This is a genomic window from Pseudarthrobacter lactosi (genome assembly GCF_055412785.1).
Genome location: NZ_JBVAYS010000003.1, coordinates 698,133 through 717,192, shown reverse-complemented (window position 1 = coordinate 717,192; position 19,060 = coordinate 698,133). Strand labels below are relative to the sequence as shown.

Here is a 19,060-nt window from a genome sequence, read left to right as displayed (position 1 = left end):
CCGGCCGGCACTTCGCACGGCTTGGTCGGCGGTGCCCCGCAAGCCGAAGCATGGCTACTGAGGATGGTCAGTGCCGCCGTGAACGCGCGGTACCCCTTTGTTCTTGCCGAACCGGGGGATGAAGCCTGGAACGTTGCGGGCATAGGCGAGGTAGTCCTCTCCGAATTCGGCGGCCATGTTTTTCTCTTCGTGTCTGGCGAGGCGGTGGTAGACGACAACGAGGATCGGGAACATGATCAGAGTCAGGAGGGTGGGCCACTGCAGCAGGAAACCGAACATGATTGTCAAGAACCCCAGGTACTGCGGGTGGCGGAGCCGGGCGTAGATATTAGTGACCGCCAACCGGTGCTCCGTCTGTGCCGCATACAAAACGCGCCATGCCTGATAGAGCAGGATGAAGCCGGCGGCTATGAGCACGTTGCTCAGCAGGTGCAGGGGGTTCAGATGCGGATCTCCTTGCCAGCCCATGAGGTCCTGCCACAGATGCCCTGAATTATGGGTCAGGAGGTTGAGATTTGGGAACTGGCTGCCCAGCCAGCCGGAGAGGAAGTAGATGGTCAGCGGAAAACCGTACATCTCCGTGAACAACGCGACGATGAACGCGGCGAACCCGCCGAAGGCCCGCCAGTCGAGTTTCGTTTTGGGTTTGACGAAGCTGAAAGCGAAAACAATGAATATGGCGGAGTTCAGAATCACTAGGAACCACAGGTTGTACCCGGAGTCATCACTTGTCATGATTTAGCACCCCCGCCTCCATGGCCTCCATGACCGAACAGATGCATGCCAAGCATCCCCACGACGAAAATGTAGGGCAGTGCGTCCAGCACGTGCAGCCAGTGGTTAGTCAGCAGGTAGAACACGGCGATGATGATCAGGACGGTCAGCCCGCCACGCAGATACAGGGCCCTGCGGTCCTGAACGGGCTGCACGGGAGGCGGCGTCCCGGGCTGGCTGCCGCCCGAATGCTGGTGGTCGTGGTTCATGGCTGGCCTCCCGGCAGGACGGGCAGATGCTCGGCGAGGAAGTCCTGCCTCATGCCCAGCGTTGAGTCGGTCATCGTCATCGATGTCAATGCGTCCGGGGCGGACGCTGTCAGGGCGCGGATGGCGTCGATGGTTTCGGGTACGACGATGGCCTCGTTGTAGACCTGATAGGTCAGGTAGGCCTCATCTCCTTCAACGGTGACAAGTTCCTCCCAGACTGCGACTTCCCACATGTCCCCGCGGGGCCGGCCGAGATCCTTCATCAGTTCGATGGTCGAGTTCAGCGCGACGAGCCCGTCAGCCATCCGTATGAAGGCTATCCGCGGTGCGGCCCGCAGCGCTGCGAGGACCTCCTCCCTGCTGGCAGTGCGGGTGAGCTGGAGAGTCCAGTAATGGTTATGGGTCTGGGTGTGGGCACCCTTGGCCGCGATGGTGACGACGTCCAGATCGGGCAGGACGGTCCGGGCGTCAGGGCCCTGGTGGGAAGGAATTTTCGCTTCCGGGACCATGGTGTTCATGATCCCGCCAAGATGTGATTCCCAGGGGTCGGTTGCGCGGCGGATGAGGACTCCGCGGGCCTTGGCCAGCAGGCCCGCTTCCTGCAGGGCACCGAGTACCCTGACGATGCTGGTCGTGTTGCATGAGACGACACGGGTCATGTCCCGGCCCAGTGCGCTGTCATAGTTGGCCTGCGCCACGAATGAATGACCGGTGGTGTCATGGGATTCACCGCCCTGCAGGACGACTTTCACCCCTGCCGCCCGGTAACGGGGCAGATTGCCGGCCGCCACATGTTTGGGTGTCGCATCCACGACAACGTCCACCTGGGCCAGCAGGTCATCCAGGCCTCCGGAGATGCTCAGGCCTGCCTGGTCCATGGCGTCCCGTGCTTCGGCGGTGGATGCGAAAAGGGGAAAACGTCCCGCGGCGGAGCGGATCCGCCAGTCGGTGATGATGTCGGCGACGCCGATCAGTTCCATGTCCGGCTGCAACAGGACGGCGTCGGCTACCCGCTTGCCGATGACTCCGTATCCGTTGACGGCCACTCTGGTCTTACTCATTGGTATGCCTTCCCACTTGCGGTTGCGGTGTTTTGTTGATGGCAGTTTTCCGGCCCTGCGGATCTTGCGTTCTTTAGCGTCAGGGGGAAGTTCAGGTCTTCCCCGCCGGCGAGCTGTGCATAGGTTCCTTCGACGCCGATCCGCACAGCGGGTGCACTGCAGGGCTGCAGCCGGATCCGGAGGTTTTCCGCGCCCAGGGACACATCGATGCGGTGGCCCCGGTACAGGATCTGGAACCGGGCGCTTCCCAGCCGGGCCGGCAGCCGGGGAGAAAAGGTCAACGCGCCGGCCTCCGTCTGCAGGCCGGCGAAAGCCCGGGCGACGACATCGGCCGTCCCGGACATGGCGCCCAGATGGATGCCTTCCCTGGTCGTGCCGCCCTGGGTGTCGTCCAGGTCGGCGACCAGGGCTTCACGGAAGACCTGCCAGGCCCGGGATTCATCAATCCGGGCCAGTACCAAGGCGTGCACCACCCGGCTGAGCGTTGATCCATTCGCGGTTCGGGCCAGGTAGTACTCCACGGTGCGCACCAGATCTGGCTCCGCGAACGGATAGCCGAGCCGGTGCAGCTGCCTGATCACCCCTGCCGGCCCCAGCAGGTAGATCAGCATCAGGACGTCTGCCTGTTTCGCGAGTTTGTACCGATTGGTGGTATCGTTTTCGGCTTCGAGGATCAAATCGAGCCGCCCGATGTTGCCATACATTATGCGATAGCGCGCCCAATCAAGTTCAGCCAGGTCTTCATAACCGTCGAACTGGCTGATGACTCCGTCGGCATGGAACGACACAGCAAGTCGGCGGCTGATCCTGGACCAGTGGCTGATTTCCTCCTCGGTGACGTACAGCCGCTCGGTGAGGTCATCGCCGGCATGACCCGCGAGTTCTGCCAGCACATCGGCGGCGCGTTCGCAGAGCCAGGAGAGAAGCACGTTGGTGTAAGCGTTGTCACGCAGGCCGGTCCCGGGCAGATCCGGGTACCCGTCGTGGTATTCGTCCGGTCCCATCACCCCTGAAATGTGGAACCTGTCCTCTTCCGGATCATAGGTGGCCAGCGAGGCGAACATCCTCGTTACTTCGATGATCAGTTCCCCGCCGCGGGCCGCCAACCAGTCCCGATCCCCGGTGGCCTGGAAATGCTGCCAGGCGTTGTGGGCGACGGCGAGTCCGACGTGCCGCTGGCGGCTGGAGTTGTCCGGCATCCAGCGGGCGGACCGGGCGTTGTAGAGCTGGCGCGGTGTTTCCTCCCGTCCGTCGCTGCCGCTCTGCCACGGGAAGAGCGCCCCTTGAAGGCCTTGGGCGCGTGCGGCGGCCCGGGCAGCATCCAGCCTGCGCCAGCGGTACTCCAGCAGGGCCCGGCTGACGTCAGGGAGCCGGAGCCCGATCACGGGGAAGACGAACAGTTCGTCCCAGAAGACGTGGCCGCGGTAGCCTTCCCCGTGCAGGCCGCGGGCCGGCACGCCGGCATCCAGGGCTGCGGTATGCACGGAGATTGTCTGCAGCAGGTGGAACACGTGCAGGTTGAGGACCAGCTGGGCCTGCAGGTCGCCGTCCAGGCTGATCCCGAACCGCTCCCACAGGCGCTGCCAGGCCGCCTCGTGGTCCTTGAGCACTGCGGTGAAGTCGCCGTCGTTGCGGGAAAGTCCGGCCAGGGCCGCGGTCTCGGGCGAAGAGATGGCGCCGTCGCGGGAAGTCGCCAGCGACGCGGTTCTGGTGATGGTTGCCGGTTCTCCATCGGTCAGCCGGAGGTCGAACTGCCGTTGGTACCGTCTGCCGTCGCTCTCGGCGTCCCGGGGCGTTGCCGGCGTGGCGCCGTCGAACACCGTCCGGACGGCCAGGGCGATGCGTATCCTGCTCTGGCTGGTCTGGACGGCGCACAGGAGAACGCCTGCATCCACTTCGGTGAATTCAGGATCAGTCAGGTGCTGCTGCCCGGTGCCGGCATAGTCGCGGACGTTGGTGTTGGCCACGCGGGCATCGATGCCTTCCCGGATACTCACTGTCCCGTTGAAGGCGTGGGCCGTCAGGGTTGTCTCCAGCGCGGCCAGGTGGGGATTGTGCATGGAGACCAGCCGCCTCTGCACGAGGGTGAGCTGTTCCCCGTCCGGGCCGGTCAGGGTTGCGCGGCGGGTCAACAGGCCCCGGCGCAGATCGAGCTCGCTTCGTTCCCCGGCGACAGGTATGTCTCCCGTGGACCACCACGGGCCGGCGCCGATGCGCACATCCACGGGCAGCCAGTTGGGGACGTTGACCAGATGCTCTTCTTCCAGGTCGCGGCCGTGAATGGTGCTGGTCGTCCTGTTGTAGACGCCGCCCAGATAGGTCCCGGGATAGTGGACGCCGTCGTCACGGTGTTCCGGCTGGGCTCCGCGTGTTGCCATGTACCCGTTGCCCAGGGCGGTCAGCACCTCGCGGTGGCCTTCGTGTGCAGGATCGAACCCTTCGTAGACCAGCGTCCACGGATCGGTGCGTGAAACCCCCAGGTCCAGCTCAGAGACGTCGCCGAGGACAATGTCGGCGCCGGCCAGTTCCAGCTGTTCCCGATGCCCGGCGCGGTCGATGCCGACGACCAGACCGAAGCCGCCGCGGCGTCCTGCCTGCACCCCGGCGGCGGCGTCCTCGATAACCGCGGCGTGCCCGGGTGCCACGCCGAGGCGGCGGGCTGCTTCGAGGAACATGGCCGGGTCGGGCTTGCCCGGCAGGCTCTGTTCGGCGGCGGTCTGTCCGTCGATGATGACGTCGAATCCGGTGTCAAGGCCGGCAGCGGCCAGCAGGGCTCGGGCGTTGCGGCTCGCGGTGACCAAGCCCACGGGGATGCCTGCGGCATGCAGCCGGGCCAGCAGGGCGGTGGTCCCGGGGTAGGCCCGGATGCCATTGCGTGTCACGGCCTCCAGGAACAGGTCGTTTTTGCGGGCGCCGAGTCCGTGGACGGACCAGATGTCCGGCCCGTCGTCCGGGCTGCCGGCGGGAAGTCGGGCGCCGCGGGAGGCCAGGAAGGCGGTGACTCCGTCCTCGCGCTGCCGGCCGTCGACGTACCGCCGGTAGTCCGCGTCGTCGTCGAACGGATCCCTCCTTGGGCGCCCGGCGAGCCGGGGGTCCTGAAGGACCGAGTCGAAGAGTTGCTTCCAGGCTGCCGCGTGCACGGCGGCGGTCTGTGTGACGACTCCGTCCATATCGAACAGCACCGCCTGATAAGGCAATGCGGCGCCATGCCCGGATTCACTGGAGGGGCGGCTGCCGCCCGCATGGACGTCCGTCATGCTACTCCGGTTCCGCTACGTCATCAGCCGGGTTGTTGGCGGGACCCGGTGCGGACGTCCACTCCCAGTTCCGGATTTCCGGCATGTCTTCGCCGTGGGTGCGGATGTACTGCCGGTGCTCGATGAGCTTGTTCTTGAGTTCCTCGCGCACATGCGCCGAAACGTCTTTCAGCCTGGGCACCCGGTCGATGACGTCGATGGCCAGGTTGAACCGGTCTAGCTGGTTGAGCACGCACATGTCGAAGGGGGTTGTGGTGGTGCCTTCTTCCTTGTAGCCGCGGACATGGATGTTGCCGTGGTTTGTGCGGCGGTACGTGAGCCGGTGGATCAGCCACGGGTAGCCGTGGTACGCGAAGATGACCGGTATGTCGGTTGTGAACAGGGCATCGAAGTCCCGCCCGGACAGGCCATGGGGATGTTCCGTGTCATCCTGCAGGCGCATGAGGTCAACAACGTTGACGACCCGTATCTTCAGATCCGGGAACCGCCCGCGGAGGATGTCGACGGCGGCGAGGGTCTCCATTGTCGGCACATCACCGGCGCAGCCCATGACGACGTCGGGTTCCCCGTCCGCATCTGAACTGGCCCAGTCCCAGATGCCGATGCCTTTGGTGCAGTGCACGATCGCCTGCTCCATGTCCAGGTACTGCAGTTGCGGCTGCTTGCCGGCGACGATGACGTTGACGTATTGGCGGCTGCGCAGGCAGTGGTCGGCCACGGACAGGAGCGTGTTGGCGTCCGGTGGCAGGTAGACGCGGATGACGTCGGTCTTCTTGTTGATCACATGGTCGATGAATCCGGGGTCCTGGTGCGAGAACCCGTTGTTGTCCTGCCGCCACACGTGGGAGGTCAGCAGGTAGTTCAGGGAGGCGACCGGCCGGCGCCACGGGATGTCGTTGGTCGTGGTCAGCCACTTGGCGTGCTGGTTGAACATCGAGTCGACGATGTGGATAAACGCCTCGTAGCAGGAAAAGAAGCCATGCCGGCCCGAGAGCAGGTACCCTTCCAGCCAGCCCTGGCAGGTGTGTTCGGAGAGGATTTCCATGACCCGCCCGTCGCGGGCGAGATGGTCATCCTCTGGAACGGTCCGGGCATTCCAGGCCCGGTCGGTCGCGTCGAATATGGCCCCCAGCCGGTTGGAGTTGTTTTCGTCCGGAGCGAAGACCCGAAAATTGTCCATGTTCGCCGCCATGATGTCCCGCAGGAACGTGCCCAGCACCCGGGTGGATTCCACGGCCCCGGTGCCGGGATCCGCCACCGGCACGGCATAGTCGGCGAACTCTGGCATGCGCAGGTCCCGCAGCAACAGCCCTCCGTTCGCGTGAAGGTTCGCGCTCATGCGCCGCCCCCCGACCGGATGCAACCCGCCGACCGCCTCCACCGGCGCCCCCGCGTCGTCGAAGAGTTCCTCGGGGCGGTAGCTGCGCAGCCACTGCTCCAGCACGGCACGGTGGCTGTCGTTTTCGCGGGCCTGGGTGAAGGGCACCTGGTGCGAACGCCAGCTTCCCTCCACCTTCAGCCCGTCCACTTCAGCCGGTCCCGTCCAGCCCTTGGGAGAGCGCAGGACGATCATGGGCCAGCGGGGCCGTTCCGTTCGGCCGTCCTCCCGCGCGCCACGCTTGATCTCAAGGATCTCGTTCAGGCAGGCGTCCAGGGTCCGGGCGAAGTCCTGGTGCATCTGTTCCGGGTCGGAACCTTCCACGTAATACGGTGTGTGGCCGTACCCGCGCAGCAGCGAGTCCAGCTCTTCATGGCTGATCCGGTCCAGGACCGTGGGGTTGGCGATTTTGTAGCCGTTCAGGTGCAGGATCGGCAGGACGGTGCCGTCCCGGCCTGGGTCCACGAACTTGTTGGAGTGCCAGCTCGCGGCCAGCGGGCCCGTCTCTGCTTCCCCGTCACCGATGACAGCCGCCACGATGAGGTCCGGGTTATCGAACGCTGCGCCGTAGGCGTGCGAGAGCGCGTATCCGAGCTCCCCGCCCTCGTGGATGGACCCCGGTGTCTCCGGGGCCACATGGCTGGGGATGCCGCCGGGAAAGGAGAACTGGCGGAACAGCCGCTTCATCCCTTGGAGGTCCCGGGAAATATCCGGGTACGTTTCGCTGTACGTTCCTTCCAACCAGGCCGACGCCACCGGGCCGGGTCCGCCGTGCCCGGGACCCATGATGTAGATCATGTCCAGATCCCGGTCCATGATGGCCCGGTTCAGATGGGCGTAAATGAAATTCAGGCCCGGGGTGGTGCCCCAATGGCCCAGCAGCCGCGGCTTGATGTGCTCCGGGCGCAGCGGCTCGCGCAGCAGCGGGTTGTCCATCAGATAGATCTGTCCCACGGACAGATAATTCGCCGCCCGCCACCAGGCATGAATGCGGTCCAGCTGGTCCGGGCTGAGCACGGGTACCCGGGTTTGCAGCTGCTGATGATCTGTCATGGCAGGTCCTGTCTGTCTGTGAGAGTAACGGGGACGGGCGCAGGGACGGCTTTAGCGGACGCCGCTTGGCTCCGGGGCAGGTTCTGTCTTTATCGTGCTGCCGGTGGCCTCTCCCTGCTCCGGGAGGCGCAGGCGCTTGAGCAACAAGGCGTTCACGGCGACAATGACGCTGGAGCCGGACATCGAGATCGCAGCGATCTCCGGACTGAGCCTGATGCCCAGTGAGGCGAAGAAGACGCCGGCAGCGATGGGCAGGGCGATGACGTTGTAACCGATGGCCCAGCCCAGGTTCTGCCGCATCTTGCGCAGCGTTCCCTTGCCGATGCGCAGGGCTACGGGAACATCCAGCGGATCAGAGCGCATCAGGACCACGTCGGCGGTTTCGATCGCCACATCCGTCCCCGCCCCGATCGCGATGCCCAGGTCTGCCTGTGCCAGCGCCGGGGCGTCGTTGACGCCGTCCCCGACCATGGCTACCCGCTTGCCCGCGGCCTGGAGTTCTGCGATCTTTGCTGTCTTGTCCCCGGGCAGCACTTCGGCGATGACCGTGTCGATGTTCAGTTGCGAGGCGATGCGCTGGGCGGTTGCCTCATTGTCACCGGTGAGCATGATGACTTCGATGCCGGCTTCGTGCATCGCCGCGACGGCCGCAGCTGCCGTCGCGCGGACTGCGTCGGCAAGGGCGATGACCCCTGCCGCGCGGCCGTCCACGGCCACCAGGACCGCCGTTCGCCCCGTTGAGGCCAGTTCCTGGCGTTGGTCGGCCACAGGGCCGATGTCAATGCCCTGGGCGGCCATAAGCTTGCGGTTGCCCACGAACACCTGGTGTCCCCGGACCGTCGCTCCGGCGCCGTGGCCGGGAACATTGCGAAACTCCGTGGCATCCAGGGTGGGCACGCCCCTGCCCTTCGCATAGTTGACGACGGCGCCGGCGAGGGGATGCTCGGATTCCCTTTCCACGGCGGCCACGAGAGCCAGCAGTTCATCCTCGTCAATGCCGACGGAGATGAAGTCGGTGACTTCCGGCTTGCCCTGGGTCAGGGTGCCGGTCTTGTCCATGACAACGGCTTCGATACGGGCAGCCGTTTCCAGGGCCGTGGCGTTCTTGAACAGAATGCCCCGCTTGGCCCCCAGGCCGGTGCCGACCATGATCGCCGTGGGAGTGGCCAGGCCCAGCGCGTCGGGGCATGTGACGACCACCACGGTGATTGCAAAGAGCAGCGCCGTCTGGAAGCTTGCGCCGGTCAGCAGCCAGACGGCGAAGGTGGCACTGCCGCCGATGAGTGCGACAAAGACGAGCCAGAACGCTGCCCGGTCGGCGAGCCGCTGCCCCGGAGCCTTGGAGTTCTGGGCTTCCTGGACCAGCGCGACGATCTGTGCCAGGGCCGTGTCCGCACCAACCTTGGTGGCGCGGACCCTCAGGGTTCCGGTGGTGTTGACGGTGGCGCCGATGACTTTGGAACCGACGGTCTTGGCCACCGGCAGGCTTTCTCCGGTGACCATTGACTCATCAATATCGGATTCGCCGTCTTCGACGGTGCCGTCCGTGGGGATTTTTGACCCCGGGCGTACCAGCAGCAGGTCCCCGGGCAGGACTTCGGAGGTGGGAACTTCCACGGGTTCCCCGTCACGGATCACCAGCGCCTTGGCCGGCGCCAGTTCCAGCAGCGTCCGGATCGCGTCGTTGGCCCCGCCCCGCGCCCGCATTTCAAACCAGTGCCCCAGCAGGACGAAGCTGGCCAGAACGGTGGCGGCCTCGTAGAAGACTTCCCCGCCCCCGGTCACGGTGACGACCAGGCTGTACACCCAGCCGGCACCGACACCGACGGCGACGAGGACCATCATGTCCAGTGTCCGGGCCCTGAGCGCCCGGTAGGCGCCGTCGAAGAAGATCCAGCCCGCATAGAAGATGACCGGCACGGACAGAATTAGGGCAAAGATGTCGTCCCGCAACCCGAAGGGGGCCGGGACCGTGAACCCGAAGACATCCCTGCCGATCGGTGACCAAAGAGTAATCGGCACCGAGAGTGTAGCTGCCACAACGAACCGGTTGCGCATGTCACGCACCATCGAGGCCATCGACATGCCGCCGTGGCCGCCGCCATGCCCCATGACCTCCTGCGGATTCCTGGTGACCGGCCCGGTGTGCCCGGCGTGGGCCTGGGGTTCCTTGGCGGTTGTGGTGCCGTGCCCGGGATGACCGGCGTGGGACATGGCGGTGTGGTCGTCGTGAGTATGGCCCTGATCCTTCGACGGGGCCGGGCTGACGCCGGCCATTGGATCGCAGATGTGGTCCGGGACGGAGAGCCCGGCGCAGTGGTAGCCGCATTTCCGTACCCAGCTGGCCAGCTCGGCGATGGAGGTCTTGTCTGGGTCGAACGTGACGTTCGCGGTCTGCGAGACCGGATTCGCTTCCACGCTGAGCACGCCCGGCCGGCGGGAGAGCGTGGCTTCGGCGATGCTCTTGGACGAGGCCCAGTGGACACCTCGCACCTCCATGACCGCGGTTTGTGTCGTAATACTCATGACAGAAATTCCTCTCAGGGCTCGATAAAGCGGTTGAAGAAGTGTCCAGCCGTCGCTCTCGTGGCGCGCAGGCCAGGTATTAGAGCGGTGGTGACATGCCTGGAAATGAGGTTTCCTGATCTGACGGCCTGGTTAGTTCCGGAGTACGTCCGCTCCAGATGCGTGGACACAGTGGCGGGACGTCGATGCCCCCGATCAAAAGTCCGGAGGGCAGAGGTCTCCTATACGCGGCTGATGGACAGCCGGATGAGCGATACAGGGTGCAGGGGTGCCCCGGGGACCTCGGGCAGCGCCCCGGCTGGCTGTGCTGCCGTATCGGCAGCCCGGGTGTTGCCGGGAGATCCCGGGACTGATGTGGCAAGGACGGCAGGCGACAGCACATCAGGGCAGGCGACCGACAAGCCCAGGTTCATGGGGCAGTGTTCAGTACGGGACGGAACTGGTTGGTTCCCCGGACCGTTATTCGCAGCGACAACTGTGTCACGGGAAGGGGTGTAGCGGAGGCTCACGACTTCAGCGGCTTCCGTACGGGACGACGCGATGGTGTGCGACACAGCGCCAGGTCCGGTTGCTGGCGAAGACGTCATCGGCAGGTCAAGAATGCCCGTTATGGCGAGGAGGAACGACAGGACCGCGGTGATTGTGGCCACGTTGGAAAAGGCCTGGTGCTGACGCATCGAATGACGCACTTCTGCCCACCCCGTGTTCATCGCGAAAAAGAACTAGTAGGTTTCGCCCTCTGCAGCGATCCTACCCGGCCGGTTGCGCGGAACCTCAAATCCTTGTCACGCAGGGCGGTCAGCCAGACGCCGACGACAATACCTGCCAGTGTAGCGAGGGCATAGAAACGTATGGCCAGCGGACCGAACTGGAAGGCGCTGACGGTCGGGGAGGGAAAGAACAGGTCTGTCACGACAGGAGTGTTCATGGCCCTATTTGATGTAGGAGAAAACGCCCATCATGCCGCGTTCGGCATGGTAGGCGTTGTGGCAGTGGGTAAGCCACTGGCCCGGGTTGTCGGCGTCGAAGATCACCGTGACGGTCTGTTTGGGCCGGACGATGACGGTATCTTTACGGGCCCCGCCGCCGGATACCTGGAAGGTGTGTCCGTGCAGGTGCATGGGATGCCACATGTCAGTGTCGTTGACGAAATTCACCTGCACCCTTTCGCCGGCCTTAATGTCGAAGGCGTTCTCCAATGGCTTGGTCAGGTCGAAGCGTTTGCCGTTGATGCCCCAGTCGTATTTTTCCATTCCGCCGGTAAGACGAACTTCGTGGGTCCGGTCCGGGGTTTTGTCCGTCAGAGTGACGGTGGGGTCGGCCTTGAGTTGGCCACCATCGACGACGGTACCTTCCAGTTTGTTCGGCAGCACTGCCGGCAGCGGTTGCTTGCCGGTGCCGGTGCTGATGAAGCCCAGGGCCTGTCCGATTTTACCTTCGGCCAGCGCCATCACGGGGGTGAAGCCTTCTGCCACGGTGAGCAGGGCATCGATGCGTTCGCCCATGCCGAGAACGACGGCGGTGACGTCCTGGTGTTGGACAGGGAATCCGTCCGTGTGGGTGAGGGTGAGTTTTTGGCCGGGGATTCCGACCCGGTAGGCGGTGTCCCCGGCGGCGTTGATGATCCTCAACCGGATGACCTGTCCCGTTGTGGCGGTCAGGATTTCTGCTTGGTCCGGGGCTTTGGAGTTGAAGAGGTGGAAGGGGTAGTTGACGTCTCCGGCGTCGCCGCCGAGGAAGTCGCTGCGGGAGCCCATGAGCATGTGTTTCATGCCTGTTGATCCGCCCGAGGGCGAGGGCGTGGAACCCATGGATCCATGGTCCATGCCGGGCATGGAACCGGACATGGACATGCCGCCGGAGAGTTCTTTCACGACGTCCTCGGGGGTGCCGGTGATGCCGTCCATCCAGTCGTCGAGAACGATGACCCAATCCCGGTCGTACACGAGTTTTTCGGCCGGATCTTCGATGATCAGCGCTCCGTAGAGGGCACGTTCGCGCTGCATTTCAACATGGGAGTGGTACCAGTAGGTGCCGGGGTGGGTGAGCCGGAAATCGTAGGTGAATTCGGTCCCTGCGGCCACCGGGTCCTGGGTGAGGCCCGGGACGCCGTCCTGGTCATTGCGCAGGGCCAGTCCGTGCCAGTGGATGCTGGTTGCGTCCTTCAAGCCGTTGACCAGATTTACGTTCAGCTGATCACCGGCCTTGGTGCGGATGGTGGGTGCGGTGAGGCTGCCGTTATAGCCCCAGGTAGTTACCTGCTTGCCAGCCACCGCTGCAGTGAAAGCCGCGGCGTTTAGAGGCTGGGTCACGGTGTTCCCTGAGGAGGGCCGCTGGGCTTCATGTTCGGCGACCACAGGGTCGGTAGGCATGACCCGGTCGGACGCCGCGGTTGTCGGTTCGGGGGTTTGGGTGCAGGCTGCCAGCGCCGCGGCGGCGGCGGTGGCCACTGATAAGCCCAGGAAGTGGCGTCTGTTTAGGTCGGTGTTCATAAGAACTCCTTCAATAGGCGAAGCATGGGCTTCGCGGGTGTCAGATGGGGGTAAGGAAGGTTCCGGAGAGGTTTTGCAGTTCGTAGATCCAGCGGCCCCAGGCTCCGGTGACCATGCGGAGGCCCAGGATGATGAGCATGGAGGCTCCTGCGATATTCACGATCAGGATGTGGCGGCGGACGAGGGCCAAAACCGAACTGACCCACCCCAGGCCCATTGCCGTCAACGCGAACGGGATGCCCAAGCCAAGGCAGTAGGCGAAGGCCAGAAGTGCGCCGTGTCCGGCGCTGCCGGTCGTGACACTTAGAGACAGCACAGCGCTCAGCGTCGGGCCCATGCAGGGAGTCCAGCCGAGCCCAAAAACGATGCCCAGCAGCCGTACGCCGCCCAGGCCGGTCCGCCGGCCCAGGGCAAGTTTGCGGGTCTGCTGCAGCCACGGCGCCAGACCCAGGAGCGCCAGCCCCATTAGAATCACGACCACGCCGAGGCCGCGCATGAGCGGGTCCTGCCAACGCAACAGCCAGGAACCGATCGCGCCGAACGCAGCCTCATAGAGAGTGAAGACCGTCGCGGAGCCCAGCACGAACAGCCCGACCCCGGCCAGGACACGGCACCGGTTGCGCGGCTGGCCCGGGTCAGTGAGCCCGGACAGGTACCCATTGTTCCAAGTGTGCCAGGAACTTACCGCGACGACGATCCCGCACAGCGTTCTGTTTCGGCCGCAAAGCGGGGGCCAATGATCAGGGTCGGGAACTTCGGCCCTTGCGGTGAGAATCATGTGGGGGACACACTGAGGGCAACATTGTAAAGAACCTGGTGGAAGGCGGTGCTCATGGGCGGCGATGAGGTATTCAGGATCGTGGTGGGGGTGGACGGTTCGGCCCCCTCGCGCCTCGCCTTGGAATGGGCAATCGCTGAGGCGCGGCTGCGCCACGGAGAAGTAAAGGCCATGACTGCTTGGCAATTCCCGCCCGTGACGGTCGGGATGGAAGGCCTGGTCCATGATCCGGAGATCTTTCCCCAGGCCGCCCGCCGCCTCCAGGACGAGGCCTTGCGGCGGGTGGACAGCGGGGGAGTGACAGTAACTGGTGATGTTGTCCAGGGCAACACGGCCGGCGTGCTCCTGAAGGCGGCCGAGAACGCCGACCTGGTGGTGGTGGGTTCCCGCGGCCTCGGAGGATTCACCGGATTGCTGCTCGGCTCGGTATCCACCCAGCTGGTTCATCATTCGCCCTCCCCGGTGCTCGTAGTCCGGTCCCGCACCGGCGGTGAGGAATGAGCAATCCGGTGACCAGCCGGATGCCTCACACCGCAGGGAGCAGAGACCGTGACAGCTGACCATTCCTCCCACCTGCATCCGACCGCCGGCACCAGTCACGGAGAGGCGGTTCCGGGAGTGCGTACCTTTAGGGGCAGGCTCCACGCACTGTGGCACACGTTGGTCGGCGCGGTCGGCCTGATCATGGGGCTCCTGCCGCACGTCCTGCATCACATCGGGCTGCTCGCCGGGACCGCGCTGGTCGCGGGATCCGGCGGCACCGTACTGTTCGGGGCACTGGGGCTTCTGGCGTCCATTCCCATGCTAATCCGCCTCTACCGGCGGTTCGGCAGCTGGATTGCACCGGCGCTGGGACTGCTGGTCTTCGTGGCCATGTTCTCCCTGTCCGCGTTCGTTATAGGCCCGGCCATCAGCGGCACCGGAGGGGATGTGAACCCCGGCCCGGTACCCACGGTGGACCATACCGGTGACCACACCGCGGGCCACTGACACCCAACAGGTAAGCCAAAGGAGCAGGGAGGCCCGGGAAAGCCGGGCCTCCCTTTGTCAGCCGACCATTGGAAGGCTACTTCGCGCCGGCCAGGGCATAGCCGGAGGACCGGACTGCCTCAGCCAGGGCCTCCGGGGCGGCAGTGCCCGTGACGGTCAGCCGGGACGTGCCGCCCGGGACGAGATCGACGGTTGCGGTCTCGACCCCTGATACGCCGGACACAGCCTTCTCAACGGTCTGGACGCAATGCCCGCAGGTCAACCCGTCCACCCCGTACTGCGCACCGGAAGCCTGGACCTCCGCCTTGACTGTTGCCGAAGCCCCGGCCCGGGTGTCTGCGGCGGGGGAGCAGCAGCTGCAGCCGTGCTGTGCAGCGGAGGCCAGGGGGAGTTGGGTTCGTGATTCGGTGGTTCCACACATGTCAGTTTTCCTTCGAGAGGGTGGATGCAAAGGGGGCTGTTGGGGATGAACGGCTGTAACGGCCCGGGGGGCCTGGACAAACCACGTCACTGACAACACCATTAGAATACCCCCTAGGGGTATTCTGCGCAAGTCACCCAACACCGGCCGCAGCGTCCGCCTCCGCTGGGCTGCGGGGCCGTTAGGCCCTTGCGGACAGGGCCCGGCGGGTCAACACTCAAGGAATGAGCAGTCTTCCTGATCCGCGTCTCCCTGACGCACGCCGCCCGTTTCCGTCCCGCGGCCCATTCCAGCCCTGGACACAGACGCTGCTGATAGTCCTCGTCGCCGCAGCGGCGATCTACCTCCTCACCAACCACTGGCTCCATGTGCTGGATGCACTGCCCTATCTGGGTGTGGTGCTCGTGATGAGCCTTTGTATGTTCGGGCACGGAGGCCATGGGGGCCACGGCGGACACGGCGGACACGGCAGCTCCCATCAGGGGCACGGCGGGCAGGAGGCCCGGCCAGGGCCCGGGGGAGGTGGCGGGCATGTCCATTGATTACGGGTATGACCTGTGGTGGTTGGTGATCATCAATTCGGCGGTGTTCATTATCTTCGCGTTCAGTTTCGTCCGTCCCCGAACGAAACTGGACTGGCGGGCGGTGGGCGGATTTTCCGCGTTCATCGTGGCGCTGTTCACCGAGATGTACGGTTTCCCGCTGACGATCTACCTGCTCTCGGGATGGCTGGGAAACGGGATGCCGGGCGGGGATCTTCTGAACCACAACTCGGGTCATTTGTGGCAGGACCTCACCGGCTGGCAAGGGGATCCGCACCTGAGCCCCCTGCACCTTCTGAGCAACGTGCTGATCGCCGCAGGGTTCATCCTGCTCTACCGGTCCTGGCAGGTCCTCTTCGCGGCCCAACGGGACCACCGTCTGGCGGTCACGGGACCCTACGGCACGGTGCGGCATCCGCAGTACATGGGTTTCCTGACCATCATGGCAGGGTTCCTGCTGCAGTGGCCCACGCTGCTGACCCTTCTGATGCTCCCGGTCCTGGTCATCGTGTACCTGCGCCTGGCCCGGAAGGAGGAACGCCTGATGGACGCCGAGTTCGGCGAAGCCTATGCCGCCTACCGCCGGCAGGTCCCCGGGTTCGTCCCCAGGTTCGGACGACGCCCGGCCGGCGCCGGGCAGAAGCTGCAGAAGGGCCCGTGATGGCCCGGCAGCCGGGTGTGGATGGGGAGGCCGGGTTACCGCCATGCTGTTCCTGGCGGTAAAGAACCTCGTCCAGGAAAAGACCCGGCTGCTGATCAGCGTCGGCGGGGTCGCGTTCAGCGTGCTGCTGATCATGAGCATCCAGGGGCTGTATCAGGGCTGGAGCAACAAGATCGGCGAATACATCCGCACCGTGCCGGCCGACTACTGGATCACCCAGACCGGCGCGACGGACATGTTCCACACCCCGTCCGTGCTGCCCCTGACCGTCCGGGATTTCCTCACCGGCGTTCCAGGGGTCACCAGTGCCAAGCCGTTCAGCGGCCGCCGGGTAGCGTTTGCGCACAACGGCAAGGACATCAACCTTTACGTCATTGCCGACGACACGGAGAACAACGTCGGGGCCCCGGCGCGGGTGGTCGAGGGCAAAGCCGTCCCGGACAAGGGCGAGATCATCATCGACCGGGTGGTTGGACGCAGCGAGAACATCAGGATCGGGGACACCATCCCTGTCGCCGGCAGGACGCTGAAAGTCGCCGGCTATTCCGAGGGCGGATACATCCTCAGCTTCTCCTTCGCGTTCGCAACCAAGGAAGACGCCGAAAGCATCCTTCAGCTTCCAGGAGCCACGAACTTCTTCCTCGTCACGGTGAAAGACGGCGCCGACGCGGGCGCGGTTGCTTCCCGGATCGAAGCCGACCCTGCTGTGGATGCCATCACCAAGGACAGGTTCGTAGAAAACAATACGAACATCGTTCGGGACACTTTCCTGCCCATCATCCTGGTCCTGCTGCTGATCGGGATCGCCGTGGGTATGACCGTCATCGGCCTGACCATCTTCACCTCGACCATTGAAAAAGCGCGCGAATACGGTGTCCTGAAGGCCATCGGGGTGAGCAACCGCCAGCTTTACACTGTCGTGGTGGAACAGGCCGTCACCGCAGCCGTGCTCGGATACCTCGTCGGGGCGGGCCTGGCCCTTGCCGTCAGCGCTGCCGCGGGAACCTTTGTCCCGGAATTCATTACGGAAATCCGCTGGCTCGATGCGGCCTGGATTTTCGCCGTCACCCTGGCCATGGCTGTGGTGTCTTCGCTACTGCCGGTCCGCCGGCTGGCCCGCATCGACCCGGCGGAGGTGTTCCGCGCATGAGCGTCGTTTTGGTCGAAGACGTGTCCAAGACCTTCGGGGCCGGGCACACCGCAGTGACCGCCGTGGACCACGTATCCCTCAGCGTTGACGCCGGGGACATTGTGCTCGTAATGGGACCCTCCGGGTCCGGAAAAACAACCCTGCTGTCCATGATCGGCACCCTCATGTCCGCCACGGAGGGCCGGATCCTCATTTCCGGGCAGGACACCTCGACCCTTGCACCCGCACAGCTGTCACGCCTGCGGCTGGAAGAATTCGGCTTCGTCTTCCAGACCTTTAATCTGCTGTCGGCGCTTACCGCGGAGGAAAACGTCATGCTGCCCCTCCTCACGGCCGGAGTACCCCGCAAGCTCGCCCTGGCCAAGGCCCGGACGGCGCTGGAGCAGCTCCAGCTCGGACACCGTCTGCGGAACCTGCCCCGGGACCTCTCCGGCGGGGAGAAACAACGTGTGGCCATCGCCCGGTCCCTGGCCAATGATCCCCGGCTGATCCTCGCCGACGAACCGACCGCGAACCTGGACGCGAAGACCGGCCAGGAAGTGACCCTGCTCCTTTGCGAAACGGCCTGCCGGGAGAACCGGGCCGTCATCATCGTCAGCCATGACCAGCGGCTCCGGACCGCCGCGAAAAGGGTTATCACCATCGAGGACGGACGCCTCACAGACGAAGAACCCGGGGAACACGACCGGCACTGCCGCATGCACACGGCAGGATCACCGTCATGAAGATGACTGATGAGGAACTGCTCGCGGCCTTGGCTGACCCGGCCGAAGACCCGGCCCGGATGGAACGGATCAGCACGGAAATCGATGCCGGTTTCCGCCTGCTCTCGGGCCGGGTCGGCAAGGCAGTCGCTGTCTTCGGATCCGCCCGCCCCGGCCCGGAGGATCCCCGCTACGCAGCAGCCCGGAAGATGGGTGCGCGGTTTGCGGACGCGGGGTTCGCAGTGATCACCGGGGGAGGTCCGGGTTTGATGGAAGCGGCCAACCGTGGCGCAGTCGAAGCCGGAGGCATCTCTGTCGGTCTCGGCATCGAACTCCGGCGCGAACAGGTGCTCAACCCCTACGTGGATGTGTCCATGACGTTCCGGTACTTTTTCGCACGGAAACTCATGTTCGTCCGGTATGCCTCGGCATTCGTCGTCCTTCCCGGCGGATTCGGCACCCTGGATGAACTCTTTGAGGCCCTGACACTTGTCCAGACCGGAAAAATCCATGAATTCCCCGTGGTCCTGATCGGGACCGAGCACTGGTCCGGGCTCATGGTCTGGATCCGTGAGCGGCTCCAGAGCCCGGGATTCATCACTCCCGACGACATCGGGCTCCTGCGGGTCACCGATGACATCGACGAAGCCATCGAGTTGATCCAGCACTGCCACCTGCGCCAACTCGCCCTCTGATCCGGAAAAGGGATGAGGAACGGGCAGTCGACGGACATGTGCGGAGTGCCCCCGGTAAGGAAACGCCAGGCGCTGGCGTCGCCGAGGCCGGGGGAGAGAGCATGGTCCCGTTGCGTCCTGCAGGCCAACTGTCTGGACAATGCTCGTGCACGTCATCGGCGTCGGTGTCTCGCTGTTCTTTCCCGGGAAGCGCCCACCGCCGGGGCAGTGGTCGCCATCTGGACTGGTTTTGGCCTCGTCTGGCTTGTGCTCCGGGGGACCCTGCAGGGGGCCGGCCAGGGCAAGGGGACTAAAGACTCTGTCGACGGAAGTCGATGGGAACGAGAGTGGACATCAGGGTACCAATGGTTTCAGGTGGCAGGGAGGAAG

17 protein-coding genes and 1 pseudogene are annotated in these 19,060 nt (G+C 64.8%); 7 read left to right on the top strand and 11 right to left on the bottom strand.

Going from position 1 to position 19,060, the window contains the following annotated elements; genetic code table 11:
* Window positions 1–54: 54 nt before the first annotated feature.
* From ACZY0Q_RS16940 to ACZY0Q_RS16895, 10 genes and pseudogenes are all read right to left on the bottom strand, one after another.
* Window positions 55–735 (bottom strand): methyltransferase family protein, encoded by a 681-nt coding sequence (locus ACZY0Q_RS16940; protein ID WP_104062023.1) that lies wholly within the window; start codon window positions 733–735, stop codon window positions 55–57.
* The gene (locus ACZY0Q_RS16935) at window positions 732–983 is read right to left on the bottom strand and encodes a DUF2933 domain-containing protein (protein ID WP_104062024.1); all 252 of its coding nucleotides are present in this window, start codon (window positions 981–983) and stop codon (window positions 732–734) included. The genes ACZY0Q_RS16940 and ACZY0Q_RS16935 overlap by 4 nt, the downstream gene beginning before the upstream one ends.
* Window positions 980–2,044 (bottom strand): type II glyceraldehyde-3-phosphate dehydrogenase, encoded by a 1,065-nt coding sequence (locus ACZY0Q_RS16930; RefSeq protein WP_463918608.1) that lies wholly within the window; start codon window positions 2,042–2,044, stop codon window positions 980–982. Before ACZY0Q_RS16930 ends, ACZY0Q_RS16935 begins: the two co-directional genes overlap by 4 nt.
* On the bottom strand, window positions 2,041–5,301 hold the full coding sequence (locus ACZY0Q_RS16925; RefSeq protein WP_463918607.1) for a beta-phosphoglucomutase family hydrolase: 3,261 nt from the start codon (window positions 5,299–5,301) through the stop codon (window positions 2,041–2,043). The genes ACZY0Q_RS16930 and ACZY0Q_RS16925 overlap by 4 nt, the downstream gene beginning before the upstream one ends.
* A 1-nt stretch (window position 5,302) precedes the next feature.
* A complete protein-coding gene (locus tag ACZY0Q_RS16920) occupies window positions 5,303–7,732 on the bottom strand; it encodes a phosphoketolase family protein (protein WP_463918606.1) in 2,430 nt (809 codons plus the stop codon).
* A gap of 51 nt (window positions 7,733–7,783) precedes the next feature.
* Entirely contained in the window at window positions 7,784–10,258 is a 2,475-nt protein-coding gene (locus tag ACZY0Q_RS16915) for a heavy metal translocating P-type ATPase (RefSeq protein WP_463918605.1), read from the bottom strand.
* Between the two features lie 221 nt (window positions 10,259–10,479).
* The gene (locus tag ACZY0Q_RS16910; RefSeq protein ID WP_463918604.1) at window positions 10,480–10,908 is read right to left on the bottom strand and encodes a hypothetical protein; all 429 of its coding nucleotides are present in this window, start codon (window positions 10,906–10,908) and stop codon (window positions 10,480–10,482) included.
* 56 nt (window positions 10,909–10,964) lie between these two features.
* Window positions 10,965–11,171, bottom strand: a complete 207-nt coding sequence (locus tag ACZY0Q_RS16905) for a hypothetical protein (RefSeq protein WP_463918603.1) — start codon at window positions 11,169–11,171, stop codon at window positions 10,965–10,967.
* Between the two features lie 19 nt (window positions 11,172–11,190).
* Window positions 11,191–12,750 carry a multicopper oxidase family protein gene (locus ACZY0Q_RS16900; protein WP_463918602.1) on the bottom strand — a complete coding sequence of 520 codons (1,560 nt, stop codon included), beginning with the start codon at window positions 12,748–12,750 and terminating at the stop codon, window positions 11,191–11,193.
* A 40-nt stretch (window positions 12,751–12,790) separates the two neighbouring features.
* Window positions 12,791–13,408: pseudogene (locus ACZY0Q_RS16895) on the bottom strand (cytochrome c biogenesis CcdA family protein); the annotation flags it as partial.
* Between the two features lie 174 nt (window positions 13,409–13,582).
* On the opposite strand from ACZY0Q_RS16895, the gene ACZY0Q_RS16890 reads away from it, so the two are divergent.
* Window positions 13,583–14,029, top strand: a complete 447-nt coding sequence (locus tag ACZY0Q_RS16890; RefSeq protein ID WP_463918601.1) for a universal stress protein — start codon at window positions 13,583–13,585, stop codon at window positions 14,027–14,029.
* A 48-nt stretch (window positions 14,030–14,077) separates the two neighbouring features.
* Entirely contained in the window at window positions 14,078–14,518 is a 441-nt protein-coding gene (locus ACZY0Q_RS16885) for a hypothetical protein (protein ID WP_463918600.1), read from the top strand.
* Between the two features lie 76 nt (window positions 14,519–14,594).
* Here the strand turns inward: ACZY0Q_RS16885 and ACZY0Q_RS16880 are convergent, their stop codons facing one another.
* Window positions 14,595–14,939 (bottom strand): heavy-metal-associated domain-containing protein, encoded by a 345-nt coding sequence (locus ACZY0Q_RS16880; protein WP_463918599.1) that lies wholly within the window; start codon window positions 14,937–14,939, stop codon window positions 14,595–14,597.
* Window positions 14,940–15,163: 224 nt separating this feature from the next.
* Between ACZY0Q_RS16880 and ACZY0Q_RS16875 the strand changes: the two genes are divergently transcribed.
* The 5 genes from ACZY0Q_RS16875 to ACZY0Q_RS16855 are packed head-to-tail and all read left to right on the top strand — an operon-like array spanning window position 15,164 to window position 18,691.
* Complete coding sequence (locus ACZY0Q_RS16875) at window positions 15,164–15,481, top strand: DUF2933 domain-containing protein (protein WP_463918597.1); 318 nt, start codon at window positions 15,164–15,166, stop codon at window positions 15,479–15,481.
* A complete protein-coding gene (locus ACZY0Q_RS16870; RefSeq protein ID WP_463918595.1) occupies window positions 15,471–16,142 on the top strand; it encodes a methyltransferase family protein in 672 nt (223 codons plus the stop codon). The genes ACZY0Q_RS16875 and ACZY0Q_RS16870 overlap by 11 nt, the downstream gene beginning before the upstream one ends.
* A gap of 43 nt (window positions 16,143–16,185) precedes the next feature.
* A complete protein-coding gene (locus ACZY0Q_RS16865) occupies window positions 16,186–17,292 on the top strand; it encodes an ABC transporter permease (RefSeq protein ID WP_463918594.1) in 1,107 nt (368 codons plus the stop codon).
* Window positions 17,289–18,017, top strand: coding sequence for an ABC transporter ATP-binding protein (locus tag ACZY0Q_RS16860; protein WP_463918592.1), 729 nt, complete (start codon window positions 17,289–17,291; stop codon window positions 18,015–18,017). The genes ACZY0Q_RS16865 and ACZY0Q_RS16860 overlap by 4 nt, the downstream gene beginning before the upstream one ends.
* Complete coding sequence (locus ACZY0Q_RS16855) at window positions 18,014–18,691, top strand: LOG family protein (RefSeq protein ID WP_463918591.1); 678 nt, start codon at window positions 18,014–18,016, stop codon at window positions 18,689–18,691. The genes ACZY0Q_RS16860 and ACZY0Q_RS16855 overlap by 4 nt, the downstream gene beginning before the upstream one ends.
* The last annotated feature ends 369 nt before the right edge of the window (window positions 18,692–19,060 follow it).